At 41.6% G+C, this 16,513-nt stretch carries 20 protein-coding genes; 7 read left to right on the plus strand and 13 right to left on the minus strand.

Features of this window, described 5'->3' with window-relative positions; all coding sequences use genetic code 11:
• Window positions 1-471, minus strand: coding sequence for a hypothetical protein (locus QF06_RS10650; protein ID WP_041850022.1), 471 nt, complete (start codon window positions 469-471; stop codon window positions 1-3).
• Between the two features lie 179 nt (window positions 472-650).
• Between QF06_RS10650 and QF06_RS10655 the strand changes: the two genes are divergently transcribed.
• Both QF06_RS10655 and QF06_RS10660 read left to right on the plus strand, forming a co-directional pair.
• A complete protein-coding gene (locus tag QF06_RS10655; protein WP_003245993.1) occupies window positions 651-1,004 on the plus strand; it encodes a hypothetical protein in 354 nt (117 codons plus the stop codon).
• Window positions 1,001-1,465: an endolytic transglycosylase MltG gene (locus tag QF06_RS10660; RefSeq protein WP_014480272.1), complete on the plus strand. Its 465-nt coding sequence runs from the start codon at window positions 1,001-1,003 to the stop codon at window positions 1,463-1,465. The genes QF06_RS10655 and QF06_RS10660 overlap by 4 nt, the downstream gene beginning before the upstream one ends.
• 28 nt (window positions 1,466-1,493) lie before the next feature.
• Here QF06_RS10660 and pstB (QF06_RS10665) read toward each other — a convergent pair whose 3' ends face one another.
• From pstB (QF06_RS10665) to QF06_RS10705, 9 genes are all read right to left on the minus strand, one after another.
• Window positions 1,494-2,276, minus strand: coding sequence for a phosphate ABC transporter ATP-binding protein PstB (gene pstB, locus QF06_RS10665; protein WP_014480273.1), 783 nt, complete (start codon window positions 2,274-2,276; stop codon window positions 1,494-1,496).
• 10 nt (window positions 2,277-2,286) lie between these two features.
• Window positions 2,287-3,096: a phosphate ABC transporter ATP-binding protein PstB gene (gene pstB / locus QF06_RS10670; RefSeq protein ID WP_015384102.1), complete on the minus strand. Its 810-nt coding sequence runs from the start codon at window positions 3,094-3,096 to the stop codon at window positions 2,287-2,289.
• Between the two features lie 20 nt (window positions 3,097-3,116).
• Window positions 3,117-4,001 carry a phosphate ABC transporter permease PstA gene (gene pstA, locus QF06_RS10675; RefSeq protein ID WP_003230103.1) on the minus strand — a complete coding sequence of 295 codons (885 nt, stop codon included), beginning with the start codon at window positions 3,999-4,001 and terminating at the stop codon, window positions 3,117-3,119.
• Window positions 4,001-4,930: a phosphate ABC transporter permease subunit PstC gene (gene pstC / locus QF06_RS10680; protein WP_015714268.1), complete on the minus strand. Its 930-nt coding sequence runs from the start codon at window positions 4,928-4,930 to the stop codon at window positions 4,001-4,003. The genes pstA and pstC overlap by 1 nt, the downstream gene beginning before the upstream one ends.
• 68 nt (window positions 4,931-4,998) lie before the next feature.
• Complete coding sequence (locus QF06_RS10685) at window positions 4,999-5,901, minus strand: phosphate ABC transporter substrate-binding protein (protein WP_015714269.1); 903 nt, start codon at window positions 5,899-5,901, stop codon at window positions 4,999-5,001.
• Window positions 5,902-6,055: 154 nt separating this feature from the next.
• Window positions 6,056-8,206, minus strand: coding sequence for a penicillin-binding protein 2A (gene pbpA, locus QF06_RS10690; protein WP_015714270.1), 2,151 nt, complete (start codon window positions 8,204-8,206; stop codon window positions 6,056-6,058).
• A gap of 113 nt (window positions 8,207-8,319) precedes the next feature.
• Entirely contained in the window at window positions 8,320-9,612 is a 1,293-nt protein-coding gene (locus QF06_RS10695; RefSeq protein WP_003230095.1) for an MFS transporter, read from the minus strand.
• 106 nt (window positions 9,613-9,718) lie between these two features.
• The gene (sodA, locus tag QF06_RS10700) at window positions 9,719-10,327 is read right to left on the minus strand and encodes a superoxide dismutase SodA (RefSeq protein ID WP_004398583.1); all 609 of its coding nucleotides are present in this window, start codon (window positions 10,325-10,327) and stop codon (window positions 9,719-9,721) included.
• A 178-nt stretch (window positions 10,328-10,505) separates the two neighbouring features.
• Entirely contained in the window at window positions 10,506-10,988 is a 483-nt protein-coding gene (locus tag QF06_RS10705) for a DUF456 domain-containing protein (RefSeq protein ID WP_004398518.1), read from the minus strand.
• A gap of 109 nt (window positions 10,989-11,097) precedes the next feature.
• Here QF06_RS10705 and QF06_RS10710 point away from each other — a divergent pair, with 109 nt between their 5' ends.
• From QF06_RS10710 to ispG, 3 genes are all read left to right on the plus strand, one after another.
• Window positions 11,098-11,859, plus strand: coding sequence for a DUF1189 domain-containing protein (locus QF06_RS10710; protein ID WP_015384107.1), 762 nt, complete (start codon window positions 11,098-11,100; stop codon window positions 11,857-11,859).
• 94 nt (window positions 11,860-11,953) lie between these two features.
• A complete protein-coding gene (locus tag QF06_RS10715; protein WP_003230087.1) occupies window positions 11,954-12,253 on the plus strand; it encodes a LysM peptidoglycan-binding domain-containing protein in 300 nt (99 codons plus the stop codon).
• A 122-nt stretch (window positions 12,254-12,375) separates the two neighbouring features.
• Window positions 12,376-13,509 carry a flavodoxin-dependent (E)-4-hydroxy-3-methylbut-2-enyl-diphosphate synthase gene (ispG, locus tag QF06_RS10720; protein WP_010886567.1) on the plus strand — a complete coding sequence of 378 codons (1,134 nt, stop codon included), beginning with the start codon at window positions 12,376-12,378 and terminating at the stop codon, window positions 13,507-13,509.
• Between the two features lie 25 nt (window positions 13,510-13,534).
• On the opposite strand, the gene QF06_RS10725 is transcribed toward ispG, so the two are convergent.
• The gene (locus tag QF06_RS10725) at window positions 13,535-13,924 is read right to left on the minus strand and encodes a DUF308 domain-containing protein (protein WP_074794481.1); all 390 of its coding nucleotides are present in this window, start codon (window positions 13,922-13,924) and stop codon (window positions 13,535-13,537) included.
• 132 nt (window positions 13,925-14,056) lie between these two features.
• On the opposite strand from QF06_RS10725, the gene QF06_RS10730 reads away from it, so the two are divergent.
• Window positions 14,057-14,638 carry a nucleotidase gene (locus QF06_RS10730; protein ID WP_015714271.1) on the plus strand — a complete coding sequence of 194 codons (582 nt, stop codon included), beginning with the start codon at window positions 14,057-14,059 and terminating at the stop codon, window positions 14,636-14,638.
• A 42-nt stretch (window positions 14,639-14,680) separates the two neighbouring features.
• Here QF06_RS10730 and zur read toward each other — a convergent pair whose 3' ends face one another.
• Window positions 14,681-15,118, minus strand: coding sequence for a zinc uptake transcriptional repressor Zur (zur, locus tag QF06_RS10735; RefSeq protein WP_004398578.1), 438 nt, complete (start codon window positions 15,116-15,118; stop codon window positions 14,681-14,683).
• Between the two features lie 137 nt (window positions 15,119-15,255).
• Window positions 15,256-16,137 carry a YitT family protein gene (locus QF06_RS10740; protein ID WP_003230077.1) on the minus strand — a complete coding sequence of 294 codons (882 nt, stop codon included), beginning with the start codon at window positions 16,135-16,137 and terminating at the stop codon, window positions 15,256-15,258.
• A 115-nt stretch (window positions 16,138-16,252) separates the two neighbouring features.
• Here QF06_RS10740 and QF06_RS10745 point away from each other — a divergent pair, with 115 nt between their 5' ends.
• On the plus strand, window positions 16,253-16,507 hold the full coding sequence (locus QF06_RS10745) for a DUF2624 domain-containing protein (RefSeq protein ID WP_003230076.1): 255 nt from the start codon (window positions 16,253-16,255) through the stop codon (window positions 16,505-16,507).
• The last annotated feature ends 6 nt before the right edge of the window (window positions 16,508-16,513 follow it).

A 16,513-nucleotide genomic window follows, 5' to 3' on the forward strand; every position in this document is an offset into this window, starting at 1 on the left:
TTACCGTTCTCTCTCCCCTCTCCCATAACAGGTGTATGCAGAAAATTGCGCCTCCCAACTGGTGTGCGCTTCTTCAATCTGAAAACTGTTTATATGACGAATCCCATTTTCATCGAGATAGATGTCGTCTGTACCGGCAAGCTTGAGAGAGACATTCATTGAATTCACAATTCTGTATTCAGCCCGATATACAGCATCACCAGCCGCCTGTCTAATCGTCCATTCGCCTTTATCATACGTTGTGCGTTTTGTCCTGACAGCTTCAATGTCTTTTCTTTTGATGACAATGCGCAATTCTTTTATCATATCCTGCGTTTTTTCGAAAAGGACCGCTTCAGCCAGCCGCATTGTTTCTTCTGAGATTTCCCAGCTTACGGTCAAGGTGTGAGCGTTTTGAATGATTATGTCGAATGTGTCCCTAAAAAAGGAAAGCTTATGTCGTATATTATAGGGAAATGGGTGTTTATCCATGGACTCCTAACATTCTCCTTTCCAATCGTTCACTTCGTGTTCCTATTAAACCATTACATGAAGAAGAAGCGAAGAAAGATTTCTCGACAAAATCTCGTTTTTTTCGCGAATTCCTTTAGAAACTATTGGTTTTATGGTATAAAAAAGAAGGATAAAAAAAGAATAGAAGGTGATGAAACGTGGAAATTGCTATTATTGCGTTGTTTATCGTCAGTATAGCGCTAATTGCATTCTCATATTCTCAAAGAGACCCGATGAAAGATGTAGAACAGGAGCTCGAAACACTGCAGCTTTCTGCGATGCAGGAAATTTACAAGCTCAAAAAGAAAATGACAGTGCTTGAGGAAGAATTACTGGAAACAAACCTTGTCATTCGCAAATCAAAGCAGAACGACATCAATCAAAAAATCGCTAAACAAATACTTTCTAAATATAATAACGGTATGTCAGCTGAAGCGATTGCTAAAGCTGAGCATGTATCAGTGGAAGACGTAAATACGATTATCAAAGATAATGAGAAGGTGCTCGTATGACAAAACGGGGCATTCAGGCATTTGCTGGCGGCATCATTTTAGCGACAGCCGTTCTTGCAGCTGTTTTTTATCTGACTGACGAAGACCAGGCCGCTGCTGTAAAAGATAATAAAACAGTAACTGAACAAGACGTGAACAATTACCTTGATTCTAAAAAAATGGTTTCTGTGAACCGTGATGAATATCAAAAACTTCTTGATTCAAAAGAGAAATCGTTGACCGATGACAGCAGCTCAGACACGAAAACAGACAAAGTCAAAACGTACAAGCTCAAAATTAAAGATGGCATGAGCACTGCGGATGTATCTGCTATTCTTGAAAAAGAGGGCATTATCTCTTCGGCTCAAGACTTTAATGATTATGTCATTGATGCCGGCTATCACAAAGAAATTCGTGCCGGCGAGTTTAAAGTAAAATCAGACATGAGTTTCAAAAAGATCGTAAAAACGTTAACACGATAAAAAAACAGGCTGACTCAGCCTGTTTTTTTCATCCAAACTTTCCTGAAATGTAATCGAGCGTTCTTTGGTCCTTCGGGTTAGAGAACATTTTATTCGTATTGTCGCATTCAACAAGCTCGCCCATGTAGAAAAAGGCGGTTTGATCAGAAACCCTTGCTGCCTGCTGCATGTTATGCGTGACAATGACAATTGTATATTTATTTTTCAGCTCTAGAATGAGTTCTTCAATTTTTCTCGTTGAGATTGGATCTAGTGCAGATGTCGGTTCATCCATCAGCAAAATATCAGGATTGGTCGCAAGTGCTCTGGCGATGCAAAGACGCTGCTGCTGGCCCCCTGACAGCGAAAGAGCGGACGTATGCAATCGATCCTTCACCTCATCCCATAACGCCACGTCTTTTAATGACTTTTCCACAATTTCCTGAAGCTTCTTCTTATTTTTGGTGCCGTGGACTCTCGGTCCGTAAGCCACATTATCAAAAATAGATTGCGGAAACGGGTTCCCTTTTTGGAATACCATGCCGATATTTTTCCGTAAATCCACGATGTCCACTTTATCCTTTAAAATATTGCTGCCATTATAGTTCAGCTCACCTGCAAGCTTTACATTTGGCGTCATTTGAATCATTAAATTCAATGTCTTGATAAAGGTCGATTTCCCGCATCCGGATGGACCGATAATCGCCGTAACCTCATTTTCATAAATGCTCAAATTGATATTTTTTAAAGCATGATGCTGTCCATACCATAAGTTCATTCCATTGACTTGATAGACTTCCTGTTTCATTACAGCTTCGGTAGCAATACTCATTGCCGCCCTCCTATCCGAATTTCCCGTTAATATAATCCTCTGTCTTTTGCTTTTTCGGACTCGTGAAAATCTGTTCGGTCTGTCCGTATTCTACAAGCTCGCCGTTTAAAAAGAATGCCGTCCGGTCAGAAACCCGCAGAGCCTGCTGCATATTGTGCGTGACAATAATAATTGAGTATTCTCTTTTCAATCCTGTAATTAATTCCTCTATTTTCGCATTTGAAATCGGATCAAGCGCTGAAGCTGGTTCATCAAGCAGAAGAACAGCCGGCTTCATCGCAAGCGTTCTCGCGATGCATAAACGCTGCTGCTGGCCGCCGGATAACGAGAGTGCGGATGAATGTAAACGATCCTTCACCTCATCCCAGAGGGCCGCTTTTGTTAAACTTTCTTCCACAATTTCATCTAAAACAGCTTTATTCCGCTCTCCGGCATATTTCAATGCATGTGTGATATTCGCATAGATCGATTTCGGAAATGGATTTGGTTTTTGAAAAACCATTCCGATTTCTCTTCTCAAGCTGACAACGTTAATATTGCCGCCCAATATATTTAATCCTTCATAAAGGATTTCACCTTCCGCTCTTGCAGATGGAATTAAATCGTTCATTCGGTTAATATTTCTCAAAAAAGTAGATTTTCCGCATCCCGACGGCCCAATTAAAGCAGTCACCGCATTTTTTTCAATATCCATGTTTACATGATGAACGGCTTGTTTATTTCCGTAAAAAATAGACAGATCTTTGACCTCAAGCACGTGATTCTGCTTCGGAACAATAACAGCTCGCTCAGGTTTTTCTTTTACCATTTGTTCAGACATGTTTTTCGCCTCTTTCCGTTCTAATTTGCCGTAAGCTTTTTGTAGATCATCGTGCCAAGCCATCTCGCCGCGAGATTAAACACAAGAACAGAAATCACCAGCACGGCAGAACCACCGTTGGCAATCGCTTCAGCATCCGGAATCATTCCTTGTGTATTGACGTTCCAAATGTGGACCGCAAGTGTTTCAGCGGGCCTGAAAATATTAAGCGGTGATGTTTCCGAAAACGGGTTCCACTCCGTAAAATTAAGACGCGGTGTTGTCAGGCCTGCCGTAAATAATAATGCGGCCGCTTCCCCGAACACCCTTCCTGACGCTAAAATTGCTCCTGTGATGATAGAAGGAATCGCACTTGGAATTAAAACTGTTTTTACGGTATGCCAGCGTGATACACCTAAAGCGAGAGAGGCTTCCTTCAGATCTTTAGGGACTGAACGGATCGCGTCTTCTGTCACACGCACCATGACAGGAAGGTTAAAAACAGTTAACGCAAGCGCTCCGCCTATGATCGTATATCCCCAGCCTGTTAAGTTGACAAACATCAATAATCCAAACATCCCAATGACAATAGACGGAAGAGATGAAAGCACCTCTATACATGTTCTGATGAAGTCAGTTACTTTGTTATTAGGCGCGTATTCAGCCATGAAGACTCCGCCGCCCACACCGAGCGGGATTGTAATCAGCATTGTAATAAACAAAATATAAAAGGAGTTAAACAGCTGATCTCGTATGCCTCCTCCAGCTGCAATGGCGCTGGATTTTGTTGTAATAAATTGAAAACTGAGCTGAGAAACACCGTTTATAATAATATAGGAAAACAAACCTACTAAAATGGCAGCGATAATGGCTGCACACAAACCAAACATTCCGGTCGCCAGTTTATCTGTTATTTTGCGGTTCATTACACTTTCCTCCTAGATGACAAGTAGCGAATAAGCAGGATGAACAAGAATGACATCACCAGAAGCACAAGCCCCATTGACCACAGCGTATTGTTTTCAACGCTTCCGTATGTGGTGTGGCCCATATTCAGCGTGATGATCGTTGTCAGCGTTCCCGCAGTGTCAAACAGGCTTTCCGGCAATACTCTTGTATTTCCAATGACCATCTGAACAGCCAAAGCTTCACCGAACGCCCGAGCCATGCCTAACACAACAGCTGTCATCAATGTTGGAAAAGCTGCAGGCACAAGTACTTTTCTGATCGTCTGCCATCTTGTCGCACCAAGCGCGTAAGAACCCTCTCGTAAACTCTTCGGAAGAGAAGCCATTGCATCAGCAGAAATCGATGTGATCGTCGGCAGAATCATGACGGAAAGGACAATCGTTCCCGCCAATAAACTGTGCCCTGTTCCGCTCGATTTGAACTGGGCGATAAACGGCACCAATACTGTAAGACCTATGAATCCATAAACAACAGATGGAATACCGACTAAAAGCTCAATCACCGGCTGCAGCACTTTCTTTCCCCAATTCGGGGCAATCTCTGTCATAAAAATCGCACCTGCAATGCCAAGCGGCGCAGCGATTAGAGCAGAAAGAATCGTTACTGCAAATGAGCCAAAAATAAATGGCAGCACTCCGTATTTCGGATCAGTATCTGTAGGATTCCAATTTAAGCTCGTTAAGAATTCAATTGGGCTTACACCATTTACAAGAAAAGATTGCAGCCCCTTCACGCCGAGGAAAATGGTGATCGCAACAGATGCCGCAATCATAATCAGGGCACACGCTGTCACAATCATTCTTCCCCGAACTTCATCCAATTGCCGATTTTGCCTTGAGCTGATTAAACGCTCGCTCACAGACATATTTTCTCTATTGTTTATCATTGTTTTACACTCCTATGAATGTGTTAAGAGGAGAAACGGTTGTCCCCGCACTCCTCTTTTTATTAAGATCAGCTTTGCTTCCCTTTGGCATCGCGTGTCACTTTCATATCAGTAACCGGAATGTAGCCTTGGTCAGTAACAATGCTTTTTTGAATGTCTTCACTCTTTAGATAATCAAGAAATTCTTTAGCTAAACCTGTCGCTTCACCTTTTGTATAAGAATGCTGATAAGCCCAGATCGGATACTCGCCAGTTGCTACATTTTTCGCTTCAGGTTTAACACCGTCAATAGATAGAGCAGTTACTTTGTCATCTGTTAAATATGAGAATGCAAGATATCCAATCGCTCCCGGAGTATCAGCAATGATCTTTTTCACCGTGTTGGAGGAATCTTCAGTAATGCCTTCTGCAGGCTCCGCACCGTCAAGCGCATATTTCACAAATGTAGCACGTGTGCCAGAAGAATCAGGACGGTTTACAAGTGTAATCTTTTGGTCTTTGCCGCCGAGCTCTTTCCAATTTTTGATTTTGCCAGTGAAGATTTTTTTCAATTCATCTTTTGAAATATCCTTTACACCAGCATCAGGGTTTACAGCTGCTGCCATACCAACTACAGCGACTTGATGATCGACAAGCGCTTTTGCATCGATGCCTTCTTTTTCTTCAGCAAAAACGTCTGAATTCCCGATCTGAACAGCTCCTTCAGAGACTTGAGAAAGCCCTGTTCCAGAACCGCCAGCTTGTACCTGTATATCAGCATCAGGGTTTTCTTCCATAAATTTTTCCGCGGCTGCAAGTACTAGTGGCTGCATTGCCGATGAACCAGAAATGGTTAAAGAACCTGATGCCTTTTCTTCTCCTTTTGCAGAATCGCTATTCGATTTTTTACTTTCTCCTGCATTTCCGCATGCAGCTGCAATCATCATAAAAGCAGCCATCAGAAGCATAAGCACCAATTTGTTTTTTTTCATTTCCTGAATTCCCCCTGCGTATAATGTGTAATTTGTCCTACACGTATAGAGTAAAGGTTCTATGTAAAAAGGGTTTGAACCGAATGTTAAGGTTTTGTAAATCAGTGCGTTTTTTTGTATAAAAAAAACGCCCACATCATGTGAGCGTTTCTTTTTAGTTATCAGAAGACGTTGTGTTTTCTGCATTTTCTTCGATTTTGTTTTTATTCTTTTGCTGAGTATCTTCTTTGTCCTGCTTCGATTTCAGCTCAAAATATTTATCCATTACTTCCCTGCCGATTTCGTTTGTAATGGTATATTTAGCGCTGTAATCAATATAAGCCCAAGGGACTACTACAGAGATCGCAATCTCAGGATTATCAGCCGGTGCATAGGCAACAAGTGTCGTATTATAAGTCGCTGTTCCTGTTTTTGATTTATCAGGTCCATCATAGAACGATTGTGCTGTTCCTGTTTTACCAGCAGGCTGATATGACGCTGAAGCAAATTGGCTGGCAGCTGTCCCTTTTGTCATCACCCGTCTGAATCCGGCCTGAACCTCTTTAATGTATTCACTCTTCATGTCGATTTTATTCAGCACTTCCGGCTGAACGGATTGCACGACAGCACCGATCCCTCTTTTAGCATCAGGTTCTCTGACTTCCTTTACAAGCTGAGGCTTTAAGCGATATCCGCCGTTTGCAATCGTTGATACGTATTGCGCAAGTTCCAGCGGTGTATACGTGTCGTATTGCCCGATCGCATAGTCAAGCAAGAATCCCGTCAATCTGTCTGTTCCTTTATAGCCTGTCATTTCATTCGGAAGATCAATTCCAGTTTTGACACCTAATCCAAATTGGCTGAAATAATTACGGAACGTATCAAAGGCCGTCGTATCAATCGGTAAAGCTTGGTGCGGTTTATATTCACCTTTTCCGAGCGCGATCGCTGTTTTAAACATAAATACGTTAGAAGACTGCTCTAAGGCTCTTTGAATGTTAACAGGTCCTAAAGTAGTCCAGGATTTTTTACCATTTTTATCCTGACCGATATACAATGGTTCATCCTGAAAAACTGTATTCAGGTTGATGGCACCGGTTTGAAGGCCTGTCAAGACTGTTGCCCCTTTGACTGCTGAACCCATGGCGTAAGATGACGTCATTGTACCTAAAGCGTAATCATCAATTTTATATTTCCCATTTTCTTGTTTAATCTGCTTGCCCGCCATTGAAAGCACTTCACCGTTTCTTGGGTCCATCATGACAACGAATGCCCTGTCTAACAATTGCGTGCTTGGTCTTGCTTTAGCAGATTTGAGGTTCTTCTCAATGATTTTTTCCACTTCTTTTTGCAAATCAATGTCAATCGTAAGGACGAGATCTTTACCGGCTTTACCTTCAGAAACGGTTTTCGTTCCCGTGACATTGCCGTTTGAATCTGTGATATTTTCGACTTTGGCTTTTTGGCCCTGCAGAAGGCTTTCGTATTGGTATTCCAGATAACTTTTTCCGACCCTGTCATTTCGGCTGTAGCCAAGCGACAGATAATGGTCGAGCAAGTTGGACGGCAATCCTTCATTAGAGCTGGACACACTTCCGAGCACTGAGCGAAGAAGGTTTTTATACGGATATTCACGTTCCCAATCGGACGTGACATCAACACCTGGCAGTTCGTCTAAATGTTCACTTACCACTGCCATTTCCTTCGCTGATACATCTTCGTTTTTGATATATTGAGGGGTCAATGCATAGCCCGAATCCATCTGTCTTTTGATAGCGAGGATCTGCATATCTTTATCCGTCAATTCATTCAGCTGCTTATCAGTAATCCGTTTTAGCTGAAGCTGGTATAAATCGTCATCGGATATTTTTTTGTCTTCAACCTGCTGTCTTTCTTTAGAGCTAATGAGCTTTTTCGCTTCTTTCGGTCTAGTCAAAATCCAATAATCTTTTTTATCCCGTTCTGTTACTTTTTTTGTATCGACTTTGATCATGTCAGACAGCTTTTTTGCGATCTTTAAGCGCTGTTCTTGCGTGGTCGATTTAGATCTCGTGTATGTGATTGCATTTAAAGCCTTATTTGTCACAATGGCATTAAAGTTTCGATCATAAATTTTCCCGCGTGGTACCGCTGAGCTGACTTCACTTTGTTCCTGCTTATTCGCTTGGTTTTTGTAATCATCGCCTTGCACGATCTGCTTGATGCCCAGTTCCACAATAATCCAGGTGAATATAACAAAGGCAGCTAAAAATAAAATATTCAGCCGGATCGGAAGCGACTTCTTTTTCTCTTTATGATTTTGCTTTTTTGGTTTATTTCTCCTCATAACATCACCTTTTCTATTTACAGAAAGAAAAGACACTCAAGTAAGAGTGCCAGTTTTCATTTTAAAGGTTTTTTCGACTTTTTTCTACAGATAACCCCTTTTTGGCAAAAAAATTATCTCTCGCCTTTTAACAGGGTCGGTTCTGTTACCCGTTTTTGGCCATCTTCTTCCATGGTTTCATTTTCCCCTTCTTTCTCCTTAAAACGGATATCCTTGACAAAGTAATAAATCAAAGGATGTCCTATACCCAATATCGCAAGTGACAAAGGAATTCCCACATCCTCTTTCAGAAGGGCCACAATCAGGAGAAAGCACAAAATGGAAACAATTCTGCCGGCGTTCAAGAACATTTCTCTAAGCACGATATATTCAATTCTTGCTTTTCTGGCATGCCTCGCGCGCCCTATCACATCATATGTAAGTGATACATATGGCACAAGCAACAGAGGATAGCCGATGGCAATAAAAACGCCATACGTTAATAATGTCGAAAAGCTCATATGGAACAGAATCAAAAACAGCGCGCCATACAAAATAAGTCCGCCCAGCAAAATCGATTTTTTTCTCGCCTTTTTCTTAATCAGCCTGGATGCAAAGTAGTAGGCAAAGAAGGAAACAGCTGAATTGACAAGACCGAATGTACCGAGAGCAAGTTCGCTGTTTGTCTCAATAAATACAAACACACTGATTAAAAAGACAAAAATCCCTTCTCTCAAACCCTGAAAAAAATGCGCATTCGTGATTCTCCGCCAATTCATATTGCTATGGCGCTCTCCAAATACTTTGCTCAGCATAAAACGGCCCTTTGATTCTCTCCGTTTTAAGAAAAAGCTCATCACGACAGCCAGGGCAAATAAACTGAGGGAGAGACTGAAAATCACTGTATAACCCGTATTATTTTCAAGCCTTGAGATCACGAATCCGGCTACAATCGGGCCGATCATTCCTGCAGAGGAAGACAGAATGCCCATAAACCCGTTGAAAAAGTCTCGTGTATCCGGCTCTGTTATTTCAAAGGTCAGTACGTTAAACGCTAGCCAATAAAAGCCATAGCCAACTCCGAGCACCGCGCCGATTAGCACGAGGCGGCTGGCCGCCGTTTCTCCGGCTAAAAGCACACTTAAATAAAAGGCAGCTAAAAAAATGACGCCGAACCTTAAAATGAATACCCTGTCTATTTTTTTGGCTAACCGTCCAGCCAAATAAAAGGTTATCGGCTGCATTGTCACAATGGATAAATTATATATCGCCAAATCAATAAATTTCCCTGACTGCTTCCAAAGATACACATTAACAAATGTATTGGACAGTGCAATTCCCAGCGAGTAAAGCCCGCCAATGGTCAGCAGAAAGAGTAACCCTTTGTTTACGTCTACATCGCCTATCACTTTTTTTAGTTTGCTCATTACTGACTCCCCTTTACTATCCCTTAGTCTGTCTCACTCAAACCGAGATATGTAAAAAGAAGACATAAAAAAACAAGGTCCCATAATGAGGACCTTGTTTGTGCCATTATTTTGCTTCGCTGTATAGACGAGCCACTTCGTCCCAGTTTACAACATTCCAGAAAGCTGAAATGTAATCAGGACGGCGGTTTTGATAGTTAAGGTAGTAAGCATGCTCCCAAACGTCAAGACCTAAGATAGGCGTTTTGCCTTCTGAAAGCGGAGAATCTTGGTTTGGCGTGCTTGTGATTTCAAGTTTACCGTTGTTCACAACAAGCCATGCCCAGCCAGAACCGAAGCGTCCAGCTGCTGCTGCTGCGAATTGCTCTTTGAATTTGTCAAAGCTTCCAAATACACTGTTGATCTCTTCAGCAAGCGCGCCAGTCGGTTCGCCTCCGCCGTTTGGAGATAAAAGTGTCCAGAATAATTTGTGGTTCGCGTGTCCGCCGCCGTTGTTGCGGACTGCAGTGCGGATGTTTTCAGGAACAGAATCAAGATCTGCAACAAGCTCTTCAACTGATTTGTTGGCAAGAGCAGTGTTTCCTTCAACCGCTTTGTTTAAATTTGTCACGTATGTGTTGTGGTGTTTCGTATGGTGAATAGTCATAGTTTCCTTGTCGATATGCGGTTCTAAAGCATCGTACGCATAAGGTAATTCTGGAAGTTCGTAAGCCATGATAATTCCTCCTTAGTATATATGTACTGAAATGCCGCTTCACAGCGAGCCTTTCTTCATTCAATGTAACAAAAGAATGCTTTGTAATCAATGAAAAAGCTCACGATTTGGCTCATTTCAGCGGACATATTTCACTTTAACCGATAATCTGCCCCATTAAACCTGCCGCCAGCATTTCTTATAGGACCGTCCATAAAAAGTATCCGATCATCAAAAGCTGTATGATGCCCTTTGCAATAACCCCTGTTAAAAAACCAATGAGTGAGCCGAGGCCAATTTTAAACGCTGACTTTAAGTCCTTCTGATGAACGATAAGTTCTGCGCAAACAGCCCCGATAAACGGCCCCAATATGATCCCTGCAACCGGAATGACAAAAGGCCCGATTAATAAACCGATCGTGCTTCCCCATATGGCAGCTTTGCTTCCTCCGAACCTTTTTACTCCAAGCAGATTCGACACGTAATCTGCTGCGAATAATACTGCGGCAAAAACTGCCTCAACAAGCCAGAACATATAAGAATACGGACTGAATGAAAATAAAAATCCGTACAATACAAATCCGGCAACAATAAATACTACGCTCGGAATAACAGGATACACCAGCCCGATAAAGGCAATGATAAAAACCGCTGCAATCAACAGCCAATACAACATATCCATAGCTTCCATCCTCCCATTTTACTCTGTCTTCTTCATGTCTTCCTTGTATTCACACGCATGCAACGATACAATAAGCAACATATATTAGTTTAGCTAGGAAGTGAAGATAGTGAATGTGTTTCAGCTTTTCATTAAAAGTACATACTCTCCCCGTGATATTGCAAAAACAAGATTTCAAGGAATCGGAAAAGCGATTCTTTATGTATTTTTGCTCTCTGTCCTGTTTGCAATCCCTACCGCTTATTATGTAAGTACAGGGACCGTAAAATCAATGAACGGCTTTAAAACTGTTTTAAACAAAGATTTCCCTGATTTCACAATTTCAAACGGCAAACTTCAAACGGATGAGAAAAAAGCCACGGAATCTCAAGCAAATGGTTTCGTTATCGTGTTCGATCCGACAGACTCCTATGGCACTGAACAAATTGAAGCAAAGCAAAACGCGATCGGCATCCTTCAGAACAAATTTGTTTTGGCCATTGACGGACAAGCCCAAGAAATGTCTTACTCAATGATGCCATCAGAGTTACAGAAAAAAGATGTCATTGCAGGGTTAAACCAAAATAAAGCGATGATTGTAACTGTTCTCTCAGCTCTTATTTTTCTCGTAACAGCAGCGGGAAAATTTATTGAAGTATCGTTTTTAGCGCTTATCGGGTTAATCATTAAGAATTCGCAGAAAAAACATTTATCCTATCATCAGCTCTGGAAGCTTTCTGCTTATTCCATCACCCTTTCAACTGTATTCTTTACAATCATGCGGGCATTAGAAGCAACCGTACCAAGTGAATTTTTGCTGAACTGGTTTGTCAATTTTGTCATCCTGTTTCTCGTTTTAAAAGAGATTCCGTCCAAAAAAGCTGCTGTATAAACCGAGGCTGCATTCGCAGTCTCTTTTCTTTTGTCATGAATCGAAATGGACAAGCATACTATGGTATAAAATTTCGTATGCGGGAGGAAAAGCGATGAAGCGTCTCACCTTAGTATGCAGCATTGTTTTTATACTTTTTATTCTTTTTTATGACCTTAAAATTGGAACCATACCCATTCAGGACCTCCCTGTCTATGAAGCATCAGCAAAAACGGCTGTACAAGAACCGGCTTATAAAACGGTGAAGGTAAAGCCGGGTGATACGGTTATGTCGATAGTCGGATCAGCAGGTTCTCCGGATGACATTGTAAAGGATTTTGAAGCACTGAATCCAAATGTGAAAGCCAATGCCATTCAAGCGGGAACAGCGTATAAATTCCCGGTCTACCCTTAATTTAACGTTAATTTCTTGTCAGTTCGGCGAAGACACTGTTACAATGTAATTTGTAAAATAAATTCACATAAACCATACTAGAATTGTTATATCTAGAAGCGGCAACTACAATTAAGGAGCGATTGCAAGTGAGTGAAATCACACATCGTACAAAAACGCGTCCCGTCAAAGTGGGACCTTTAACAATAGGCGGCAACAATGAAGTTGTCATCCAAAGCATGACAACAACAAAAACACATGATGTAGAAGCAACGGTTGCGGAAATTAACCGTTTGGCTGAAGCCGGATGCCAAATCGTTCGGGTAGCATGTCCTGATGAACGGGCAGCAAACGCCATTGCGGATATTAAAAAGCGCATTTCCATTCCTCTCGTTGTTGACATACATTTCGATTATAAACTTGCGTTGAAAGCCATTGAAGGCGGCGCAGATAAAATCCGAATCAACCCCGGCAACATCGGCCGGCGCGAAAAAGTTGAAGCGGTTGTTAAAGCGGCCAAAGACAAAGGCATTCCGATCAGAATCGGAGTAAACGCCGGTTCATTGGAAAAACGGATTTTAGAAAAATACGGTTATCCGACTGCCGATGGAATGGTAGAAAGCGCACTTCATCACATTAAAATTCTTGAGGATCTTGATTTTCACGATATTATTGTCAGCATGAAGGCCTCTGACGTGAACCTTGCAATCGAGGCTTATGAAAAAGCGGCGAAAGCGTTTGACTACCCGCTTCACCTCGGGATCACCGAGTCAGGAACGCTGTTTGCCGGCACAGTAAAGAGCGCAGCAGGACTCGGCGCCATTTTAAGCAAAGGCATCGGGAACACCATGCGCATTTCACTAAGCGCAGACCCTGTAGAAGAGGTAAAAGTAGCAAGGGAGCTTCTGAAATCTTTCGGCTTAGCCTCCAATGCTGCCACGCTCATCTCTTGCCCGACTTGCGGCCGTATTGAGATTGATCTAATCAGCATTGCCAATGAAGTGGAAGAGTATATTTCTAAGATAAAAGCGCCGATTAAAGTTGCTGTTCTCGGCTGCGCTGTAAACGGACCTGGTGAAGCGAGAGAAGCTGATATCGGAATCGCCGGCGCACGCGGTGAAGGACTGCTGTTCCGGAAAGGGAAAATTGTCCGTAAGGTTCCAGAGGAAACGATGGTAGAAGAACTCAAAAAAGAAATTGACATTCTTGCTGAGGAACACTACGCAAAACTTGAAGCTGAAAAAGCAAAATTAAAAGAAGAAACACAAAAAGCTTGACGGGAACCCGTCAAGCTTTTTTGTGTTAGAAAAATGGAATAATAAATATTCCAAGCACTAATGAAACAACACCGATACCCATTGCCCAGGCGCCAAGGCCTTGAGCACCTCTTCTTCTTGCGATATAGCCGACAATAATACCAGCAGCTCCCAATAAAACAGGCAGTACAAACAATGAAATGATGGACAAGGCTAAAGCGATATATCCTATTCCCCGTCCTTCATTGACATTGCCGCCGCTGCGATCATTGTCTTGGTCATTGCTGCGGTCAGCAGCACGATAAGGCTCTGCGATTTCAGCAGCTGTTTCCTCAAAAAAACCGTCATTGTCGCGGTTAATATTTGTCCCTTCAGATCCATGATCAACATAGTAACTGTTGTTATCACGCTTTTCGTAATCGTTTGCCACCTTCAATTCCCCCTTCTGTTTTATTAAAGGAGCTTTTATAGTTTGATCCATTTTGCCTGATTCATGTTTGCTAAACTTTTCTGTTAATGTCAATTGTTTATGTTACACTTGAAGGGATGAAACTGAAGGAGTGTGGGCATGTTACGCTTAGGAATAGATATTGACGGCACAATCACGGCTCAGGATACATTCGTCCCTTATTTGAACCGTTCGTTTAATCTTTCCATTTCATTAAACGATATGACGGATTATGATTTAACAAAGCTGTTAAACATTACCCAGGAAGAATTTTGGGATTGGATGAATCAAAATGAAGCGATCATATATAAGGAAGCATTGCTTGCACAGCATGCGAAACAGTCACTTGATCTTCTCAAAGAGGAGCACAAGCTTATTTATATTACAGCGAGACGGACTCATTTAACTGATATTACCTATGAATGGTTTGACAGACAAAACATTCATTATGACCACATCGAACTCGTTGGCGGTCATCACAAAGTTGAAGCGGTCAAGAATCATAACATCGACCTGTTTTTTGAGGATCATCACGGTAATGCCATGATGATTGCGAAAGAAGCCGGGATACCGGTGATTTTGTTCAATTCCCCTTATAATCAGCTTCCGATTGATTCAAACATCATCAGAGTAAACAACTGGCTAGAAGCCGTTAAATGGATAAACAACAACAAGCATCACTTAATACGCGTCAATAACTGAAAAAGGAGCCCAAACCGGGCCCCTTTTTCATATATACGCATTTTACGCAGTAGTGTTTTCTTGGTTTTCCGCTGTACAATCAGGGCATGTGCCATAAATCTCAAATTTATGCCCGCTGACCTGATAGCCATCCAAATCATCACAAAGCTTGTCCATCGGACATGATTCAATTTCCTTTGTTTTGCCGCAGGCAAGACAAATAAAATGATGGTGGTGATGGGTGAATGAACACTTAAATCGGAAGAGCTTTTCACCGGACAGCTCAGTTGTTTCCAAAATCCCAAGTTCTTCATATAAAGAAAGATTTCTGTAGATTGTATCAAAGCTTAAGCCTGGATAATCATCATTCAGTGCAGACAGTACGTTTTTAGCGGTAAGATATCTGTCTGAATCAGCAAAAAGCTGCAGCATATCCTCCCGTTTGTTTGTATATTTATATCCGTTTTCTTTTAGTAGGTTCAGCGCTTCTTGTACGTTCATGAAGGGTCCCCCTTTTCGCTTTGCTTAAGAACGTATTACATGTATGAAAAAGAAAATGGCAGCTGTCTGTCCAGCAAGCCATTTTCTTTACTGCAGATAAAATTATACCCATAAAATGAATAAAAGTAAATGAAAGCCTAGTGGATTGCGTTTTTGAATTTTCCGCCTCTCGTTTCATGAGTATTCATAATTGTTATGAATGCATTTTGATCGACTTCAAACACAATCGATTTGAGCTTTGTCACTTCCAGCCTTGTGACAACCGCGTAAATTACGTCTTTTTCTTCGTCCGTATACCCGCCTTTCCCCTTCAGCTTCGTTGTGCCCCGACCAAGACGGTGCAAAATCGCGTCGGAAATCTCATCATACTGCTCAGACACAATAATGACAGCTTTTGTTTCATCAAGCCCTTGGATCACGGCATCAATCGTTTTCATCGCAATATAATAAGTCATGAATGAGTACATCGCTTGCTCAGGACCGAACACAAAAACTGCCCAAATGAAAATGAACACATTGATGAACATAACGAACTCACCTACTGAAAACGGGAGTTTTTTGGTCAGCAAAATACCGAGAATTTCTGTACCATCCATTGAACCTCCGTTTCGAATAACAAGCCCGACGCCAAAGCCGAGTAAAAGACCTCCGAACACAGTAGCCAAAATAGGCTGGGTTGTAATGGCTTCTACATGGTGAAGTGAGGATTCAATAACGGCAAGCCCGACAATCCCTATAAACGTAGAGACTAGAAAGGTCTTACCGATATATTTATATCCGAAGATCATAAAAGGAATATTTAATATGACAACGAAAAAGGCGAAATTCAGAAAGGGGTTTGACATAAAGAGGTGGTCTAAAATAAGTGATACACCGATAATCCCGCCATCAATAAAATCATTGGGGATTAAAAATAATTCAATACTTACAGCCGCAGATGCAGCTCCTACCAGAATCATAAAGACCCTGAAAATAAAATGGGTAAACGTTTCTTTCTTATGTTGTTTTGTTGGGGTCATAAAATCTCCTTTCCTGCAATAACTATTTTAAATACATTATAAATCTATTTTACCATTAAACACTGACACATTTTACTGATTTGCCCATACATTAAGTCTGGAGGTGGATTGACCGATGATTTTATTTCAAAGAATTATTTTACAGCGGCTTAATCAGGCTACTGCTGATGATTTGCTGAAGTACTCAAAACAATACGGAATCAGCTTAACAAGATCGCAGGCCGTTGAAGTAGCGAACCTGTTATACGGGAAAAATGTAAACATCTTTAATGAGAGTGAACGAATGCGGCTGCTGAAACAAGTAGAGACGATTACATCGAAAGAAACAGCTCAAACAGTTAATGAACTATTCAAACAATTTACAAGCTAAAAAATG

Source organism: Bacillus sp. YP1 (assembly GCF_000877815.1).
Lineage (GTDB): Bacteria > Bacillota > Bacilli > Bacillales > Bacillaceae > Bacillus > Bacillus subtilis.